11 protein-coding genes are annotated in these 18,698 nt (G+C 48.8%); 5 read left to right on the forward strand and 6 right to left on the reverse strand.

The genetic code is table 11. The features are described 5' to 3' along the window. Positions 1-29 precede the first annotated feature (29 nt). Positions 30-221: a hypothetical protein gene (locus PT300_11370; GenBank protein ID MDF7681147.1), complete on the reverse strand. Its 192-nt coding sequence runs from the start codon at positions 219-221 to the stop codon at positions 30-32. A gap of 265 nt (positions 222-486) precedes the next feature. Between PT300_11370 and PT300_11375 the strand changes: the two genes are divergently transcribed. After that, on the forward strand, positions 487-1,599 hold the full coding sequence (locus PT300_11375; GenBank protein MDF7681148.1) for an AI-2E family transporter: 1,113 nt from the start codon (positions 487-489) through the stop codon (positions 1,597-1,599). A gap of 227 nt (positions 1,600-1,826) precedes the next feature. Here PT300_11375 and mgtE read toward each other — a convergent pair whose 3' ends face one another. The 3 genes from mgtE to ompC all read right to left on the reverse strand — a co-directional run bounded on the left by mgtE (position 1,827) and on the right by ompC (position 5,709). After that, on the reverse strand, positions 1,827-3,263 hold the full coding sequence (mgtE, locus tag PT300_11380) for a magnesium transporter (GenBank protein ID MDF7681149.1): 1,437 nt from the start codon (positions 3,261-3,263) through the stop codon (positions 1,827-1,829). Between the two features lie 207 nt (positions 3,264-3,470). Next, the gene (gene apbE / locus PT300_11385) at positions 3,471-4,529 is read right to left on the reverse strand and encodes an FAD:protein FMN transferase ApbE (GenBank protein MDF7681150.1); all 1,059 of its coding nucleotides are present in this window, start codon (positions 4,527-4,529) and stop codon (positions 3,471-3,473) included. 79 nt (positions 4,530-4,608) lie between these two features. Next, a complete protein-coding gene (gene ompC / locus PT300_11390; GenBank protein MDF7681151.1) occupies positions 4,609-5,709 on the reverse strand; it encodes a porin OmpC in 1,101 nt (366 codons plus the stop codon). Between the two features lie 543 nt (positions 5,710-6,252). On the opposite strand from ompC, the gene rcsD reads away from it, so the two are divergent. Together rcsD and rcsB are read left to right on the forward strand one after the other, a co-directional pair. Further along, the gene (gene rcsD / locus PT300_11395) at positions 6,253-8,907 is read left to right on the forward strand and encodes a phosphotransferase RcsD (protein MDF7681152.1); all 2,655 of its coding nucleotides are present in this window, start codon (positions 6,253-6,255) and stop codon (positions 8,905-8,907) included. 17 nt (positions 8,908-8,924) lie between these two features. Further along, the gene (gene rcsB / locus PT300_11400; GenBank protein MDF7681153.1) at positions 8,925-9,575 is read left to right on the forward strand and encodes a response regulator transcription factor RcsB; all 651 of its coding nucleotides are present in this window, start codon (positions 8,925-8,927) and stop codon (positions 9,573-9,575) included. A 41-nt stretch (positions 9,576-9,616) separates the two neighbouring features. Here the strand turns inward: rcsB and rcsC are convergent, their stop codons facing one another. Together rcsC and gyrA are read right to left on the reverse strand one after the other, a co-directional pair. Then, positions 9,617-12,448: a two-component system sensor histidine kinase RcsC gene (gene rcsC, locus PT300_11405; GenBank protein ID MDF7681154.1), complete on the reverse strand. Its 2,832-nt coding sequence runs from the start codon at positions 12,446-12,448 to the stop codon at positions 9,617-9,619. 85 nt (positions 12,449-12,533) lie between these two features. Beyond that, positions 12,534-15,167, reverse strand: a complete 2,634-nt coding sequence (gene gyrA, locus PT300_11410; protein ID MDF7681155.1) for a DNA topoisomerase (ATP-hydrolyzing) subunit A — start codon at positions 15,165-15,167, stop codon at positions 12,534-12,536. Positions 15,168-15,316: 149 nt separating this feature from the next. Here gyrA and ubiG point away from each other — a divergent pair, with 149 nt between their 5' ends. Continuing rightward, on the forward strand, positions 15,317-16,045 hold the full coding sequence (ubiG, locus tag PT300_11415; protein MDF7681156.1) for a bifunctional 2-polyprenyl-6-hydroxyphenol methylase/3-demethylubiquinol 3-O-methyltransferase UbiG: 729 nt from the start codon (positions 15,317-15,319) through the stop codon (positions 16,043-16,045). Between the two features lie 356 nt (positions 16,046-16,401). Next, the gene (gene nrdA / locus PT300_11420) at positions 16,402-18,687 is read left to right on the forward strand and encodes a ribonucleoside-diphosphate reductase subunit alpha (protein MDF7681157.1); all 2,286 of its coding nucleotides are present in this window, start codon (positions 16,402-16,404) and stop codon (positions 18,685-18,687) included. The last annotated feature ends 11 nt before the right edge of the window (positions 18,688-18,698 follow it).

Genomic DNA, 18,698 nt, shown 5'->3' on the forward strand with positions numbered 1-18,698 from the left:
TCGGCTATTGCACGGCGATGCTGATCAGATCACTCAATATCGTCGTCTGTCACCGTATCCCAGTTACCTGAGACATTATTCCAGTCGCAAATAATATGCGCTGATCTCGTTGAGCAGGCAGGGGGCGACGATTTCTCTGATTTTTCCGCTGAACATCCGCTGATAAACAAAATCAGGAACAGCAGGAAAACAGCACCTGTCATTTTTTTACTCGTCTGCATAATTTCCCCCTGTTCTGTGGCAGAAAAAGCACATCGGCAACCAACGGGAAGCCAGCGGCCGATAAAACCATCATTAACATCCTGCTTTTAATCATATTATAGCGGTAACGTCACCCTCTGAAAAAGAGCGAGTCACTACCGCGTACATCGGATACCGGGCAATTTCAGCCTGGTGGGTCAGGCTCTAAAACCCGCTGATCATTGTAAAACAGAAAATAGTTTCTATTATTCGACGTATCTCTGTGCGGATACGAGGATCATCAAGATGAGAGTCAATGGGATTACAAAAGGTTTCTTCATCCTGATTTTACTGGCGGTCAGTCTTGCCTTTTTTGCTATTCTCGCCCCATATTATTCCGCTATCTTATGGGCCACTATTCTGGCTGTTATTTTTAATCCGATTAAAAATAAATTACGCCTGCGTTTTGGTAACCGTAATGGCCTGGCTTCGCTGGTAACTGTCATCATGATTTGCCTGCTGGTCTTTACGCCACTGGCGGTTATTCTCTCCTCGCTGGCCTACGAACTGAATATGGTCTATAGCCGACTCCAGCATAATGACACCCAGTTTCCTGCGGTGGTGGCCAGCCTGTTTGCACATCTTCCTGACTGGGCGCGGAACTTTCTTTCAGAACATCATCTCGATAGTGCCAGCCAAATTCAGGAGCAGCTGGCTAATGCGGCACTCAAAGGCGGCCAATACCTCGCCGGTAGCGCCTTTTTAATTAGCAAGAGCACCTTTGGTTTTACCATCAGTTTTGGCATCATGCTCTATTTGTTATTTTTTCTGCTTAAAGATGGCCCTTATCTGATCATGCTCTTCCTTGAAGCCTTACCGCTGTCTAATTACGTTAAGCTGCATCTGTTTGCTAAGTTTGCCGCCGTCTCGCGCGCAACCGTTAAGGGCACCGTCGCCGTCGCTCTTGTTCAGGGGCTGCTTGGCGGGATTGCCTTTTATATCGCCGGTCTGGATGGCAGCATTCTGTGGGGCGCGATTATGGCATTTCTGTCATTTATTCCCGCTGTCGGTTCTGCCATTGTCTGGGTTCCTGCCGCAATATTCCTTTTTGCCACCGACAGACTCTGGCAGGGTATATTTATTGTTACTTTCTTTATTATCATTATTGGCTTAGTGGATAATATTCTGCGTCCGTTACTGGTGGGTAAGGACACTAAAATGCCCGATTATCTTATTCTGATCACTACACTCGGCGGGATGGAAGTGTATGGTATTAACGGCTTTGTTATCGGCCCGTTAATTGCCGCCCTGTTTATTGCCTGCTGGAATTTATTATCTGGCCGGGAACATGCCGATAATACCGATGAAATTGACGCTGCCTTTATTGCCGAAGGAAAGAACGACGGCTTTGTTGAATAAATAGATATTATGCTGCGTGCCTACAAAAACATCGGTCTTCCTCAACGTAAAATCAGAAGGTTAAGATCAGGGTCGGAAGCTTCTCGCAGTAGAGACCAGCATTTATGACCAAAACAGGTGTGATAAAACAGCATGATTCACTATTATTCAACAAAGCCAAGAACGACCGGTAGATTATCCATCGCCAGCGATCCCTCTGGTAGCAAGAGAGTATCAAAGGCGATGAGTTACATCAGAAATATCGTCGCCAGTCCGAGAAAAATAAAAAAACCGCCGGTATCGGTTATCGCAGTAATCATCACACTCGATCCCACGGCCGGGTCATGACCCAGCCTGGCCATGATCAGCGGAATCAGCACGCCCATGATCGCCGCCAGTAATAAATTCAGGGTCATCGCCAGCATCATGACGCCACCCAGACGTAAATCATGATACAGCCACCAGGTTATCACGCCCATCAATCCCCCCCATACCACGCCATTAATCAGCGCCACACTGATTTCGCGCAGTAACAGAAACGAAAAGCTACCGGGATGAATTTGCTGTAATGCCATCGCCCGCACAATCATGGTAATGGTTTGATTACCGGTATTGCCACCGATACCAGCAACAACAGGCATCAGCGCAGCCAGCGCCACCAGCCGGGCAATGGTGTGCTCGAAACCATCAATCACCCGCGAAGCAATAAAAGCGGTGCATAAATTGACCGCCAGCCAGGGCCAGCGGGTTTTTAAGGTTTTGCTGATCGGCGCAAAAACATCTTCTTCACTGCTGAGTCCCGCCATACCCCGAAAATCACTGTCCGTTGCCTGATAAATCACGGTGACAATTTTATCGATGGTCAGACGACCTAATAACTTTCCCTGATCATCAACCACGGCGGCACTGATTAAATCATCACGCTCAAAGGTTCTTGCCACCTTTTCCGCCTGTTCATCCGGATGAAAAGTCACTGGCTCTTTATCCATCACACAACTTACCGGCATCCGGGCATCATTCAGTAATATTTTTTGCAGCGTCAGCTCGCCAGACAGACGCTGATCATCGGTGATCACAAACAGTTTATCGGTATTTTCCGGTATTGTTTCCAGCTCAAGCAAATGGTGTCGTACCGCTGCCAGCGTCATATCAGCATGCACAGTGATAACGCCCGGCTTCATCAGCGCGCCAACGCTGTCATCGGCATACCCCATCGCCTGGCTTATCTGTGTACGTTGCGCCACAGGTAACATTATCAGCAGGCGGTGCGCCAGTTTGGCGGGTAAATATTGCACTAAAGAGACCTGCTCATCGCTATTCAGCCAGTGCCATGCCTCCAGCAGCGCCTGATCGCTCATCGTATTCATCAGATCCCCTCTGACACTTTCTGAGGCATTGAGCAACACTGTACCGCGTTTATCATCACTGATTTGTTGCCAGAGCGCACGACGGCCATCTTCCGGTAACGCCTCCAGCGCATCGGCAAGATCGGCGGCGGGCAGATAATTCACCAGCCACTTCACCTCCCGTAAATCATCCTCGAGGCTGCCATCATCATAGCGTTCCGCAAGGGTTAAATGGCCCGAGAGTGCAGAAGTTATCGCTTTATCGAAAGTCAGCAGCCAGATCAGCCGAATACGCTGGGCATCACGCAACCGGGCGCTTTTTTTATAGATAACAGACATGACAGATAACCCTGCTAACAACCTGGATCATATAAGCATAGCGTGAAGAGATAAAAACGGCCGATAAGGTAGTGCCATCGGCAGAGACAAATAAACCACAAAATATGACTGATCTCGCAGGCTGCGAGACAGGTCACTGTTGAGTACCACAAGCGTTAAGTGACGCGCTTAATAAAGAAAGTCCTATTTGCTGTCAGATAAAAAATATCATGATCGGTTTTTTTCCTCTGACAGGAAAGTATGAAATTGCGGCGACATCCAGCGGGTAAATCCATTTCCCTCTTTGATGATCATATAGACCGCCAGCCCCTGTTCAAGAGCGACTTGCTGTGCTTTTTCTGGCCCCAGTACCATCAGCCCGGTATCCCAGCCATCCGCCTCCAGTGCGGTCGGCGCAATGACGGTGACGGAGACTAAATGGTGATCGATCGGATAGCCTGTACGCGGATCGATAATGTGTGAGATACGCTTGCCATCCAGTTCGTAATAGTTACGATAGCTACCGGAAGTGCTGATCCCGTGGCCATTAATATCGACAATCGCCTGTACCGCGTTTTCCTGATCCGTCGGTTTCTGAATCGCCACGCGCCACGGTACGCCTTGCGCATTCATCCCGCGACTCACCAGCGCCCCACCGACCGATACCAGATAACGGGAAATGCCCTCCTGCTCCATTAACCGTGCCAGATGGTCAGCGGCATAGCCTTCGCCGACAGTCGAGAGGTCAATAAAGAGATCGGCAATATCTTTTTGCAAATACTGACCGTCAGCATGGTTAATCACCTGCAGATGCTGCAATCCGATCCGCGCTTTGGCGGTGGCAATCTGATGCGGGTCAGGCGTCTGCAGCGGTGGTGTGCCAGGGCCGAATCCCCAGAGGTTAACCAATGGCCCGAGGGTAATATCCATCGCACCGTGCGTTCTGGCACCAATGCGCAAGGAAAGCGTGACAATATCCGCCAGCTCAGGGCTCACTGGCCACGGTGCGGTTGTGACTGCCTGGTTAAATTGCATCACCGCAGAGTCATTTTTCCAGCTGGAAAGCAGATAATCATCTGCATCGACTTGCGCCTGAATTTTTTGTTGTAATGCCGGCAGGCGATCTTCCCCGACATCAATAATACTGACCCGCCAGGATGTCCCCATCGTCTTGCCCTCAAGCACCGTTGCCCGATGTGCGGGCGCTGAAGATGAAAGTGACGAATCGCAACTAGCTACGAGCGTACAGAGACCCAGGAACATCATGGGGATAAAAGGGATTTTCATGATCCAGCCAAACAGAAAGGGAGAATAGCGAAATAAAAAAGACGCCTGTCGGCGTCTTTTTTGATAGCAACAAGCAGACTTAGAACTGGTAAACAACGCCAAGAGCGACGATGTCATCAGTGCTGATGTTTAAGGCTCTGGTGTTGTCGTTGTCATCCAGCAGGTTGATCTTGTAATCAACATAGGTGGAGATGTTCTTATTGAAGGCATAAGTAGCGCCGACTTCAATATATTTGACCAGATCCTGGTTGCCAATCTGATAATCGATATCTTTCGCTCTGGACTGCACGTAAGCGAGAGATGGGGTCAGACCAAAGTCGCTGAACGTATACTTAGCAACAAGTTCTAAATTCTGTGCTTTATTAGCAAAACCGATGTCACCCAGACGGGTTGCATTGCGGGTTTCAGTATACTGAGCAGCCAGATAGATATCGTTTGCGTTATATTTCAGACCACCGGTGTAGGTTTCAGCATATTTGCCTTCACCGAAGCCCAGCTGGTTCTGGTCATAAGTACGTTTTGCGTGCGAGTAGGCGAAACCAGCGCTCATGCCGTCCCAGAAGTTATAGTCAATAGCCATACCATAGCTATCACCATTCTGCTTCAGCGCACCGCGACCGTTATTGGTCACATCGTTTTCACCACTGACGCTACCATTGGTACCCTGGTACTGCAGAGCAAAATTCAGGCCATCAACCAGACCGTAGAAATCAGAGTTACGGTAGGTCAGGAAGCCATTACCACGCTGTTGCATGAAGTTATCAGAACCGTAGGTATCGCCACCGAATTCAGGCAGTACGTCAGTCCAGCCAGTGATGTCATAAACAACACCGTAGTTACGGCCATAGTCGAGCTGACCCGCGTTAGCAAACTTCAGACCGGCAAAAGCCAGACGTGTCCATGAGTGGCTACCTTCACCTTCAGCCTGGTTCGCCTTCATGTTGTATTCCCAGTGACCATAACCAGTCAGCTGATCATTCACCTGAGTTTCGCCTTTCAGCCCCAGACGTGCAAAAGTCTGATCACCATCCTGACTTTTGTCGTCAGAGAAGTAGTGCAGACCTTTGACTTTACCGTACAGATCTAATTTATTACCGTCTTTATTATAAATTTCAGCCGCATTCGCTGCGCCTGCTACCAGCAGTGCTGGTATCAGTAGGGACAGTGCTTTAACTTTCATGTCATTAACCCTCTGTGTTATATGCTTTTTTATTACCACTGCGCACTGATTAATTGTCCTAACCAGTTAGCCGCACCTATTGTGCGGTAAAATGCAGAATAATCCAACAAGAAAATGATACTGAACCTTCTAAAACGTTACATTTTTATCGAAATATGTTTCAAATTGTAAATATAAGGGAACTTTCTCATCTTGACAGAAAATAATAAGACAGTCATCTATCAGTGAAAATCACGCGCTGAATAAATTAATAACACAATGATTATTGTGAATATTATTTATATCAGTTATTATTTATTTGTTCAGCGTGTGCGGTAAAATAGTGCTGATAAGGCTGTCCCTGAGACAATCACCAAACAACCGATAATGATTTATAATTAAGCTGGGATGTTTTTGATTTCTGGCATACCGCCTGATGGGCGCATAATCTGGAGTAGGGATTTAATCAATTAGTCTTTATACTGCTCAATATACTGGCTCAGCGCTCAATAATCTGAAGCGCATGCCCTGCTGACTCACATTGACGAATTGCTTTGCTACATGATGATCGCAAAAAAATTGTCTTTTATAGCGAATAACCCTGGCCGTTTCTTCATTTTAATTATCAGCCTGTTACTGCTGATAATCGGCGTCATGGTGCACAATGCCATTCATGGCTGGCTAGAGGTCAGAAATGATCAGATTATCACCATGAGCCATGCGCTACAGCAGCGCATGGCCACCTGGCGCTATGCCACCTGGCAGATTTATGACGATATTGCCGCCCTTCCTGCCTCGCGCTCCGATAACCAGCGACAGGAGATGCGCTTACAAACGGATGTCTACGCACTGGAAAAATCACCACGGAAAACAGAAGCGCTTATTTTTGGCTCTCATGATAATACCTCGCTGGAAATCGCCGACATTATCTCCCGCTATTTTGATATTCTGTGGGGAGCAGAAACGCTTCCCTGGTCGATGTATTATCTTAACGGTGTCGATAATAGTCTGATCCTGGTATCAACCTTGCCATTAAGAGCGTTATTGTCCCATGCGCAGGAACCTTCCGTCACCCATATTGTCGCCTCGCGACGGGGTGAAATGTTATTACAGGCCAACACCCTGGATCAGAGAGAGACATTTTCTGCCCTGCGCTATCTGCCCTGGCATCATGAGCGTTATTTTACCTTGCGCACAACCTTTAATCAGCCCGGTCTGTTGGCGACGGTTATCGCTTTAGATATGCCGATTAATGATCTGATCCCCCCTGGAATGTCGGCCGATAATTTCCGTATTGAATCCGAGACTACGGCAGAGGCAACCAGCAGCGCAGAAGGCAAACTGATTAATCATATTGATTTTGTCGGTTCACGACTGGCGATCACTATGCCGGTTGATAATATGAATATGCGCCTTATCTGGGAAGTTCCCTTGACAACCCTGATAGCAGAAGTCTTGCAAAACAACTTCTTGCTTGTGTTGCTGATGTTTTGTTTACTGATATTCATGTTGTCTGGCCTGATAGCATTTCGTCACACCACTGCTGATAACCGCCCGATTCACCCTGCGGCGCCCACGGTTGCGGACAGCCAGTCACTGGCATTGCAGGCGCTGAATGAAGAGATTATTTCCCAGTTACCACTGGGATTACTGGTGCATGATCAGCAAACCCAGCGCACGGTTATCAGTAATCCCCTTGCCGACCACCTGCTGCCCCACCTGAATTTATCTGACATCATCACCATCGCCGATCAACACCAGGGGGTGATCCAGCTGACGATTGATAACAAGCTGTATGAAATTCGTCAGTATCACAGCCAGGTGAAGCCGCAGATACAGGTTTTCATTATTCGCAATCAGGATCAGGAATTATTAACCCGTCAGAAGCTCAAACAAGCACAACGCCTGTATGAAAAAAACCGCCAGGGATACAGCGCGTTTATGCAACATATTACCAGCGCATTAACGCAACCATTACTGAAGCTGGCAGAAGAAGCGGCGGCGTTAGATAGCACGCAAGGCGCTCAACTGGAGCAACACACGGACCAGATCCGACAATTAGTCGATGAAATGCAACTGGCTCATCTGCTGGAAAGCGACAACTGGCAAAGCCAGTCCGTGGTCTTCTCGTTCCAGACGCTGCTTGATGACATCGTGACGGAAATCTTACCGTTCCTCAAACGTAAAGGTCTGCAATTACTGGTTAACAATACGCTGCCGGTTCATGAACACTATTACGGTGATCGCAATACGCTGCATCATATCCTTCTGCTGTTAATACAATATGCAGTAACCACAACCTCAATGGGCAAAATTACGCTTGATATCAGTCAGCAGCCAGACAAAGCGGATCAACTGATAATTCATATTCGTGATACCGGCAATGGCATGTCGCGTGATGAAGTCGATAATATTCATTTCCCGTTTCTCCACGAAACACAGTCCGATCGTTATGGTAAAGCCAATGCCCTCACCTTCTGGCTCTGCAATCGTCTGGTGCATCAGCTGCAGGGGCAGATGAATATTACCTCCTGTGAATCACTGGGCACACACTACACCCTGGCTCTCACTATGGCGGTCAGCGAAGAAAAGCAGACTTCCTGTGCACATCTGCTCAATGATATGATGGTGATGCTTGATATTACCGCCAGTGAAGTCCGGCAGATAGTCAGCCGCCAGCTCACCGGCTGGGGGGCGAATTGTATGACATCAGATGAGAGACCGCTCAAACAACCCTGCGATCTGTTTTTAACCGATAATCCCGATCATCTTACGACATCAGGCATATTGCTCACTGCCGATGAAATCGGGATCGGCAAAATTAGTCAGGATAAATTGCGGGTTAATTTTAATATCAGCTCAGCCCTGCAGGAAGCTATTCTGTACCTGATCGAACGACAACTGGCACAGCCCCCCGCCCTGCCGTCATCTTCTTTATCTGATGACAGCCGCGCCATGCTTCATGCCAGTGGCTATTATGCCCTCTTTATCGATACAGTTCCCGATGATCTACGCAAACTGTATACTGAAGTTGAAGCCGATAATTTCACGACCCTGGCACAAATAACACATCGCCTTAAAGGCGTATTCGCGATGCTAAATCTGAATACGGGCAAACAATTATGTGAAATAATTGAGCATCTGATTAGTGAAAAAAAGACACAAAACATAAAAAAACATATCAGCGAACTGGACAATTACGTCAAAAGTTTGCTGTAGCAAGGTAACTTAATAACATGGACATAATGAACGTAATTATTGCTGACGACCATCCAATAGTGCTGTTCGGTATTCGTAAATCACTTGAGCAAATCGACTCCGTCAATATTGTTGGCGAATTTGAAGACTCGACATCGCTGATCACTCATCTACCGCAATCGACGGCTGAGGTGCTGATTACCGATCTCTCCATGCCCGGCGATAAATATGGCGACGGGATCATGTTGATCAAATATATCAGGCGTCATTTCCCGCATCTCTCGATTATCATTTTAACGATGAATAATAATCCCGCCATTCTGAGTACCATACTGAACCTGAATATTAATGGACTGGTGCTAAAACAGGGCGCTGCAACCGATCTACCCAAGGCGCTGGCAGCATTACGCAAGGGCAAAAAATTCGTCCCACAAAGCGTATTACGTATGCTGGAAAAAATCAGCGCCAATGGGCACGGTGACAAACATCTGTCGCCCAAGGAGAGTGAAGTCCTGCGTTTGTTTGCAGAAGGTTTTCTGGTTACCGAAATTGCTAAGAAATTAAACCGCAGTATCAAAACGATCAGTAGTCAGAAAAAATCAGCCATGATGAAACTCGGTGTCGAAAATGATATCGCTTTGCTCAATTATCTCTCCTCCGTTTCGCTGAATACTGCTGACAAAACCTGATACCCTGCTGTTTTATTCTGGCGGGTAAATCCGTGGCGCGGCTAGGGATTTTGATTGCTGGCTTGTGCAACGTATAACGCTAAAGCGGGTCTGAGGATATCGAGGGTAACAGGCTTAGACAGGCAGCTATCCATTCCGGCCGCCAGACAGCGCTGCTTCTCTTCCGCCAGCGCGTTAGCCGTAATACCGATCACCGGTAATTGCATGCCGCGCGCCCGGATACATTGCGTCAGGGTATAACCATCCATATTCGGCATATTAACATCACTCAGTACGACATCGACATGCTGTTTCATCAGCACGTTGAGCGCATCAATACCATCATTGGCTGTTACACACGAGTAGCCCAGCGAACTGATCTGATCGGCCAGTAAACGGCGGTTAATCGGATGGTCATCGACGATCAGGATGATTTTATCGCTATGATCCGTCGTCGATATCGCTGGCACAGACTTCTGCTCACTGACGACCGTCTCAGGGCGGAAGATAATCGTTAATAACGACAGTAATTCATGGGGAGTGGTCACACCATGTACCCACTCACCGGCCTTACGCTCCTGTGGCATACCGATATGATGACAGCTAAAAATGATCTTTGCTTTTCCCGCCCACGAGGCCTCCCACGGTTCGTCACACAGCAGAATACCTTCACTTTCCGGCTGCTGTCCATGATAGAGGCGTACCTGCAAGCCATGATATTGCAACAACGAAGTGATAAACGCCGCCAGCGCGCTGTTACGGATCGCCAGCCAGTAACATTTATCTGCCAGACTATCGCTGCTCTCAGCAGCGATATTTTTTACCCCATACAAAGGAATGCGCAGGGTGAAACGGCTGCCAATGCCCGGTTCGGTTATTACCGCAATATCACCATCCATCATGGTGAGCAATTTTTCACAGATCGCCAGTCCAAGCCCCGTTCCCTGGAAAGCGTGTTGCCCACCGGTTCCTGCCTGAACAAAAGGCTCAAACAAATGTATCACCTCTTTTGCCGCGATCCCCGATCCGGTATCGCGCACACTGATTTGCAGATAATCCCCCACACATTGGGTATGAATGACAATACAGCCAGTACCGGTAAATTTAATCGCATTACTCAGTAAATTAGAGATCACCTGCTGTAAACGCATGGCATCACCCGACATCACTGAAGGAACATCCGGCTCGATAAAACAGTACAGCGCTAACTGTTTACTTAACACTAACGGTAGATAGTTAGCCGCAACATGATTAACCACATCGCGGGGTGAAAACTCACGCAACTCGATTTTAAGTTGTTCGGATTCCATTTTCGAAAAATCGAGAATATCGCTGATAATCTTCAGTAACAGACTGGATGAGTTACTCATCGCCATAATGAGCCGGATAACTTCCTGCGGCAGTGCTTTGGTCTGCAGCAGATCGAGATTACCGATAATGCCATATAAAGGTGTACGTAACTCATGACTGACGGTAGCCAGAAACATCGACTTCGCCTGACTGGTCTGTTCGGCAGCCCGTGCAATCTCCTGTAATGACTGTTCCATTTTGACCCGTGTACTGACATCCACCAGCACACAAATAGCAACATTTTCATTACGATAACGCGAATGGACAAAGCTTATTTGCAGATGGGTATGATTGCTGGTCAATACATCGATCAAATTGAGCTGCTGGCCACTGATGATCTGCTTTAATCGCTGCCGATCCTCATGGGTTAACATATTGAGATAATTATGTGCCAGTTCATTACTCAGTATATTGCTGCCATCAACGATGCGTAAAATAGAGATACCCACCGGGGCCGATGCAATGATTTTACGATTAAACTGCTCATGCTCGGTCAGTCGCTGGGCTTCATTTTCCGCCGGAATAAAAAAACGCCGCTCATAAAGACGCGCAAGAATAAAAAGGATAAGCGCACAGAGGAGATTGAAGATGAGCAGATTGATAATCAACATCCGCAAATGTCCGAGGATCTGCGTCAGCGGTATCGAATAGACAATACTGAACGATGACGGCGATAAGCGTTTGCTGAATACCAGCTCACGAAAGTCAGCAGTATAACCAAACCAGACGCGCTCCTGACGATGACGAATGTCAATCTGAACAGGGTGATCCTTCTCACTCAGAGAGAGCAAGGGCTGGCCGTTTTCATCCAGGATCGCCACATACATCGGCAAACTGCCGGGTATCAACAGGTTTTCTTTGCGTAGCGTTTGCTCTATACCTAACATCGCCTGCAGATGATTATCCCGGTATATCGGCGTTAATACATAAAAATAGCCGATACCCTGACCGATGCCCGGCGTTAACCAGAACAGACTCGCGGCACGTTCGTTACGTGGCGTATCACGGTAGTGCTCAACACGCTGATACAAAACCTTCAGAGCCCACTCATGCTCCCGCGATATATTGTGTAAACCGAGATTGATCAGACAGCGATTATTATTGTCCAGTAAGAAGAGGCGATTAAAATCATAAGTGGCGGAAAAATTATCCCGCCAGTAATGCATAAATCCAGTCAGTGACTGTAGTAAATCACGCCAGCGCTCGTTCATCGTGTCACAATCCGCATGGTTATCCAGCGGGGTAAAATCGGTCACAGTCAGTGGATTATTCACTTTCAGTGAGCTAGTTTCGCTGCTGATCGGTTGATTACTGGCAATGTATTTCAGATCTTTAATGATATCGGCAGCATGCTGGATATAGCCCTGAGCCTGGTTAGCATTAAGATTAAAGGCCAGGAGAATTTCTGTTTCTCTGTTACGCAGTGCATGAGTGATAAACAGCACACTGATACCGGCAATCACCAGCCACAACAATAACACCAGCGCCCGAAACAGATAGCGCGATATTTTCAGCGTTGTATGAAAAGAGGCAAGATATTTCAAGATAGTCAATCCGGCTGTTAAAAGCCTGACAGAAGGCGTCAGAAATCTCCCGACGCCTTCAGCGCATATTTATCGCCGCGACTGACTAAATATCGTCGGCGTTATCATCATCATCGATCTCCACTTCCGGGATGATATCGTCATCACCTTCTGCGGCGCTACCGTCAATCGCATCAAGATCTTCATCATCAACCGGTTCCACTACCCGTTGTAGCCCGACGACATGCTCATCCGGTGCGGTACGGATCAAAATCACGCCCTGGGTATTACGGCCAACGATATTGACCTCCGAAACCCGGGTACGCACCAGTGTACCGGCATCCGTGATCATCATAATCTGATCACAATCGGCTACCTGCACCGCTCCCACCACCGTACCATTACGTTCGGTCACTTTGATCGAAATCACCCCCTGGGTGGCACGGGAGCGGGTTGGATATTCCGTTACCGCAGTACGTTTGCCATAACCATTTTGCGTTACGGTTAAAATAGCCTCATCACCACGCGGGATAATCAGCGAGACCACTTTATCGTCCGGTGCCAGTTTAATGCCACGCACCCCTGTTGCCGTACGTCCCATCGTGCGCACAGCCTCTTCCCTGAAACGCACCACTTTACCACCGGCAGAAAACAACATCACGTCGTCATTGCCGTGGGTCAGATCGACGCCAATCAGTTCATCACCATCATTGAGATTGACCGCGATAATACCGGCAGAGCGCGGGCGACTGAACTCAGTTAACGCCGTCTTTTTCACCGTTCCACTGGCGGTCGCCATAAAGACATTAACCCCTTCTTCATATTCCCGTACTGGCAGAATCGCGGTAATACGTTCGTCAGCCTCCAGAGGCAACAGGTTAACGATAGGACGACCACGGGCACCACGACTGGCTTCAGGCAATTGGTAGACTTTCATCCAGTAGAGACGGCCACGGCTGGAGAAGCAGAGGATCGTATCGTGGGTATTGGCGACCAGCAAACGGTCAATAAAATCTTCTTCTTTAATGCGGGCCGCAGACTTCCCTTTCCCACCCCGTCGCTGCGCTTCATAATCGGTCAGTGGCTGATATTTCACATAGCCCTGATGTGACAGCGTCACAACCACATTTTCCTGATTAATCAGATCTTCAATATTAATATCTGCACTGTTGGCAGTGATCTCAGTACGCCGGGCATCGCCAAACTGATCGCGGATCGCGGTCAGTTCTTCACGGATCACAGCCATCAAACGATCTGCGCTGCTGAGAATATGCAGCAATTCAGCAATCTGAGTCAGCAAATCCTTATATTCATCAAGCAGTTTTTCATGCTCAAGGCCGGTCAGTTTTTGCAAACGCAGATCCAGAATCGCCTGCGCCTGCTGTTCGGTCAGATAATATTGTCCGTCACGGACACCAAACTCAGGGGCCAGCCACTCAGGACGAGCGGCATCATCACCGGTACGGGTTAACATCGCAGCGACATGACCCAGCGCCCATGAGCGGGCAACCAGCGCGGTTTTTGCCTCTGCAGGGGTCGGTGCCTGGCGAATCAGCTCGATGATCGGATCGATATTGGCCAGCGCAATGGCCAGCGCTTCCAGAATATGCGCACGTTCACGTGCCTTGCGCAGCTCAAAAATGGTCCTCCGGGTGACCACTTCACGACGATGGCGCACAAACGCCGAGAGGATCTCCTTCAGGTTCATGATTTTGGGCTGACCATGATGCAGCGCAACCATGTTAATCCCGAAAGAAACCTGTAACTGCGTCTGGGAGTAGAGGTTGTTAAGCACCACCTCGCCGACGGCATCGCGTTTCACTTCGATAACGATCCGCATCCCGTCTTTATCAGACTCATCGCGCAGCGCACTGATACCCTCAACCCGCTTCTCTTTTACCAGCTCAGCGATTTTCTCAATCAGCCGCGCTTTATTTACCTGGTAGGGGATCTCATGAACGATAATGGTTTCCCGTCCACTTTTGGCATCTGTTTCCACTTCAGCCCGCGCACGAATATAAATTTTGCCACGCCCGGTACGGTACGCCTCCTCGATACCACGACGCCCGTTAATCAGCGCGGCGGTCGGGAAATCAGGCCCAGGAATATGCGCCATCAGCCCTTCGAGCGGGATATCTTCATCGTCAATATACGCCAGGCAACCGTTGATCACTTCGGTCAGATTGTGGGGCGGAATATTGGTCGCCATACCCACGGCGATACCGGATGAACCATTCACCAGTAAATTGGGGATTTTGGTTGGCATAACGTCAGGGATCTGTTCCGTGCCGTCATAGTTATCGACGAAATCGACCGTCTCTTTTTCCAGATCCGCCATCAGTTCATGGGCGATTTTCGCCATCCGGATTTCGGTATAACGCATCGCGGCGGCGGAGTCGCCATCGACAGAACCGAAGTTACCCTGGCCATCGACCAGCATATAGCGCAAGGAGAATGGCTGCGCCATACGAACAATGGTGTCATAAACGGCAGTATCGCCATGAGGGTGATATTTACCGATGACATCGCCGACGACACGCGCTGACTTTTTATAGGCTTTATTCCAGTCATTGCCTAACACATTCATGGCGTAAAGTACACGGCGGTGTACCGGTTTCAGACCATCACGGACATCTGGCAACGCCCGGCCAACAATCACCGACATCGCGTAATCCAGATATGAGCTTTTCAGCTCTTCCTCAATATTGACCGGTGTAATTTCTTTCGCAAGGTCGCTCATCTAACCGCTATCCCTCTACATGTATCCCGGGTTTAAAAGTCACGAATTATAACATAACCCTGATGACAGAGCTAAACCATTACCGTTTATTCATCATCACAGCCTGATATACTCAGGAGATATACACAGAACAAGGAGACCTTGCGCGGATGAAGAGTGAAAAACAACCGCTGAGCGACAACGTTGATCATCATGAAATTGCCAAATTCGACGCCATCGCTGCCCACTGGTGGGACAGTGAAGGCGCGTTCAAACCCTTACACCGCATCAATCCATTGCGTCTTGACTATATTATCCAGCGTTGCGGTGGTCTGTTTGCTAAAACGGTGCTTGATGTCGGCTGTGGTGGGGGGATCCTTGCCGAAAGCATGGCCCGTGAAGGGGCGACTGTCACCGGCCTTGACATGGGAACAGAACCGCTACAGGTGGCGCGTCTCCATGCCCTGGAAAGCGGTGTTCAGCTGGATTATGTTCAGCAAACGGTCGAAGCACACGCCGCACAATATCCCGGGCGCTATGATATCGTCACCTGCATGGAAATGCTCGAGCATGTCCCTGATCCGCAATCGGTGGTGCGGGCCTGTGCGCAGCTGGTCAAACCAGGAGGGCATGTCTTCTTCTCCACCATTAACCGTACGGCTAAAGCCTGGTTACTCCTGATTATCGGGGCGGAATATGTGATGAAAATGGTGCCTCAAGGCACGCATGATAGTAAAAAATTCATCAAGCCCGCAGAACTGATCGCCTGGGCCGGTCAGGCACATCTCAAAGAGCAGCATATTATTGGTCTGCATTATCAACCACTCAGCGATAGCTTCCGGCTGGCAGCAGGCGTAGAGGCCAACTATATGCTACATACCATCGCCTGTCAGGCATAAATTCCCGCGATGTTCGCCGATGACCAGAATCAGAATGACACAGCCATCACCAGCGTCATTCTGTTCGCCGTCGAAGAAATCAGCAGCCGATATGACCAGGATTTTTATTTTTTAGTTTATTGACTTTTCCATCAGCCCTTATGGGGCGTGCTTCTCCTGCTGATAGCATTTTTCGATCTCAAATTTACGCCAAAATCAACTCTTGTACTCAAAAGAATCCTTACTAGAATACTCACCATCTTGGGTTTCATTTATCTCCACACCCCTATATATAGTGTTTATCTCTTTGGTCAGTCACAATTTGTCTACCAGATAAACAGGGGATCTTTTTCCTTATATCGGCAGGTATTACTGACATGAATCAAAGTTTGCTGGTGACAAAGCGTGATGGACGCAGCGAGCGAATTAATCTTGATAAAATCCACCGTGTCCTCGACTGGGCGGCAGAAGGACTGAATAATGTCTCGATCTCACAGGTAGAACTACGATCCCACATCCAGTTCTACGATGGCATCAAAACAGCTGATATTCATGAGACCATTATCAAAGCAGCGGCAGATCTGATCTCTCGCGATGCCCCGGATTACCAGTATCTCGCCGCACGACTGGCTATCTTCCACCTGCGCAAAAAAGCCTATGGCCAGTTCGAGCCCCCGGCACTGTATGACCACGTTAAGAAGATGGTTGAAAAAGGCAAATACGATTCGCATTTGCTTGAAGACTACGACGAAGAAGCATTCCGCCAGATGGATAGCTTCATCGTCCATGATCGTGATATGAGCTTCTCCTACGCGGCGGTTAAGCAGCTGGAAGGAAAATATCTGGTACAGAATCGGGTCACCGGCGAAATTTATGAAAGTGCGCAATTTCTCTATATGCTGGTCGCTGCCTGCCTGTTCTCCCGCTATCCACGTGAGACACGTCTGGACTATATCCGCCGCTTCTATGATGCGATCTCGACGTTTAAAATTTCGCTGCCGACACCGATTATGTCAGGTGTCCGCACGCCAACACGCCAGTTCAGCTCCTGCGTTCTGATTGAATGTGGTGATAGCCTTGATTCAATTAACGCGACCTCCAGCGCCATCGTCAAATACGTCTCCCAGCGGGCGGGAATCGGCATTAACGCAGGACGCATCCGGGCATTGGGAAGTACGATTCGTGGCGGAGAAGCCTTCCACACTGGCTGTATTCCGTTCTATAAACACTTTCAGACCGCAGTAAAATCCTGCTCGCAGGGCGGTGTGCGCGGTGGGGCGGCCACGCTGTTCTACCCCATGTGGCATCTGGAAGTCGAAAGTCTGCTGGTATTAAAAAATAACCGGGGCACTGATGCCAACCGTGTACGCCATATGGATTACGGCGTACAGCTCAACAAACTGATGTACACCCGTCTGCTAAAAGGGGAAGAGATCACGCTGTTCAGCCCCTCGGATGTTCCCGGATTGTACGATGCTTTTTTCGCCGATCAGGATCAGTTTGAGCGTCTGTACACCCGTTATGAACGGGATGACAACATCCGTAAAAAACGGATCAAAGCGGTTGAGCTGTTCTCATTGATGATGCAGGAACGTGCATCAACCGGGCGGATTTACATCCAGAATGTCGATCACTGCAACACTCACAGCCCGTTTAATCCGGCGATTGCCCCGATCCATCAATCTAATCTGTGTCTGGAAATTGCGCTGCCGACTCAGCCCCTCAACGATATGAACGATGAAAACGGGGAGATTGCACTTTGTACGTTATCGGCGTTCAACCTTGGTGTTATTAATCATTTGGATGAGCTGGAAGATCTGGCGACCCTGGTGGTGCGCGCCCTCGATGCTTTGCTGGATTACCAGGATTACCCGATCCCGGCCGCAAGACGGGGCGCAATGGGACGCCGGACACTCGGTATTGGGGTTATCAACTTCGCTTACTACCTGGCGAAGCAAGGGAAACGTTACTCGGATGGCAGCGCTAACAACCTGACCCATAAAACCTTTGAGGCTATCCAGTATTATCTGTTGAAAGCCTCCAACGAACTGGCGATAGAGCAAGGTGCCTGTCCGTGGTTTGACCAGACCAGCTATGCTCAGGGGATCCTGCCGATTGATAGCTATAAAAAGGATCTCGATACCATCGTCAGTGAACCGCTGCATTATGACTGGCAAACACTGCGCGAATCGATTAAAACCCACGGTTTGCGCAACTCGACGCTTTCCGCGCTGATGCCATCCGAAACCTCCTCGCAGATCTCCAATGCCACCAACGGCATTGAGCCGCCGCGCGGTTATGTCAGCATCAAAGCCTCAAAAGATGGCATCCTGCGCCAGGTCGTACCCGATTATGAAACACTGCTGGGTCATTACGAGTTGCTCTGGGAGATGCCAGATAATGATGGCTATCTGCAACTGGTCGGGATCATGCAAAAATTCATCGACCAGTCGATTTCCGCCAACACCAACTACGATCCGACGCGCTTCCCGTCCGGTAAAGTGCCGATGCAACAGCTGCTGAAAGACCTGCTGAATGCTTATAAATGGGGCGTCAAAACACTGTATTACCATAATACCCGTGACGGTGCAGAAGATGCCCAGGATGATCTGGCGGCGGCGGTTGAGGACGATGGCTGCGAAAGCGGCGCATGTAAGATTTAATTTTGCCTTGC

It is taken from the genome of Enterobacteriaceae bacterium ESL0689 (assembly GCA_029433525.1).
Lineage (GTDB): Bacteria > Pseudomonadota > Gammaproteobacteria > Enterobacterales > Enterobacteriaceae > JAQTIF01.

What these genes read in the sequence shown, in the direction of transcription:
- PT300_11370 (MDF7681147.1), bottom strand. Translation starts at nt 221, where the DNA reads ATGCAGACGAGTAAAAAAATGACAGGTGCTGTTTTCCTGCTGTTCCTG.
- PT300_11375 (MDF7681148.1), top strand. Translation starts at nt 487, where the DNA reads ATGAGAGTCAATGGGATTACAAAAGGTTTCTTCATCCTGATTTTACTG.
- mgtE (MDF7681149.1), bottom strand. Translation starts at nt 3,263, where the DNA reads ATGTCTGTTATCTATAAAAAAAGCGCCCGGTTGCGTGATGCCCAGCGT.
- apbE (MDF7681150.1), bottom strand. Translation starts at nt 4,529, where the DNA reads ATGAAAATCCCTTTTATCCCCATGATGTTCCTGGGTCTCTGTACGCTC.
- ompC (MDF7681151.1), bottom strand. Translation starts at nt 5,709, where the DNA reads ATGAAAGTTAAAGCACTGTCCCTACTGATACCAGCACTGCTGGTAGCA.
- rcsD (MDF7681152.1), top strand. Translation starts at nt 6,253, where the DNA reads ATGATCGCAAAAAAATTGTCTTTTATAGCGAATAACCCTGGCCGTTTC.
- rcsB (MDF7681153.1), top strand. Translation starts at nt 8,925, where the DNA reads ATGGACATAATGAACGTAATTATTGCTGACGACCATCCAATAGTGCTG.
- gyrA (MDF7681155.1), bottom strand. Translation starts at nt 15,167, where the DNA reads ATGAGCGACCTTGCGAAAGAAATTACACCGGTCAATATTGAGGAAGAG.
- ubiG (MDF7681156.1), top strand. Translation starts at nt 15,317, where the DNA reads ATGAAGAGTGAAAAACAACCGCTGAGCGACAACGTTGATCATCATGAA.
- nrdA (MDF7681157.1), top strand. Translation starts at nt 16,402, where the DNA reads ATGAATCAAAGTTTGCTGGTGACAAAGCGTGATGGACGCAGCGAGCGA.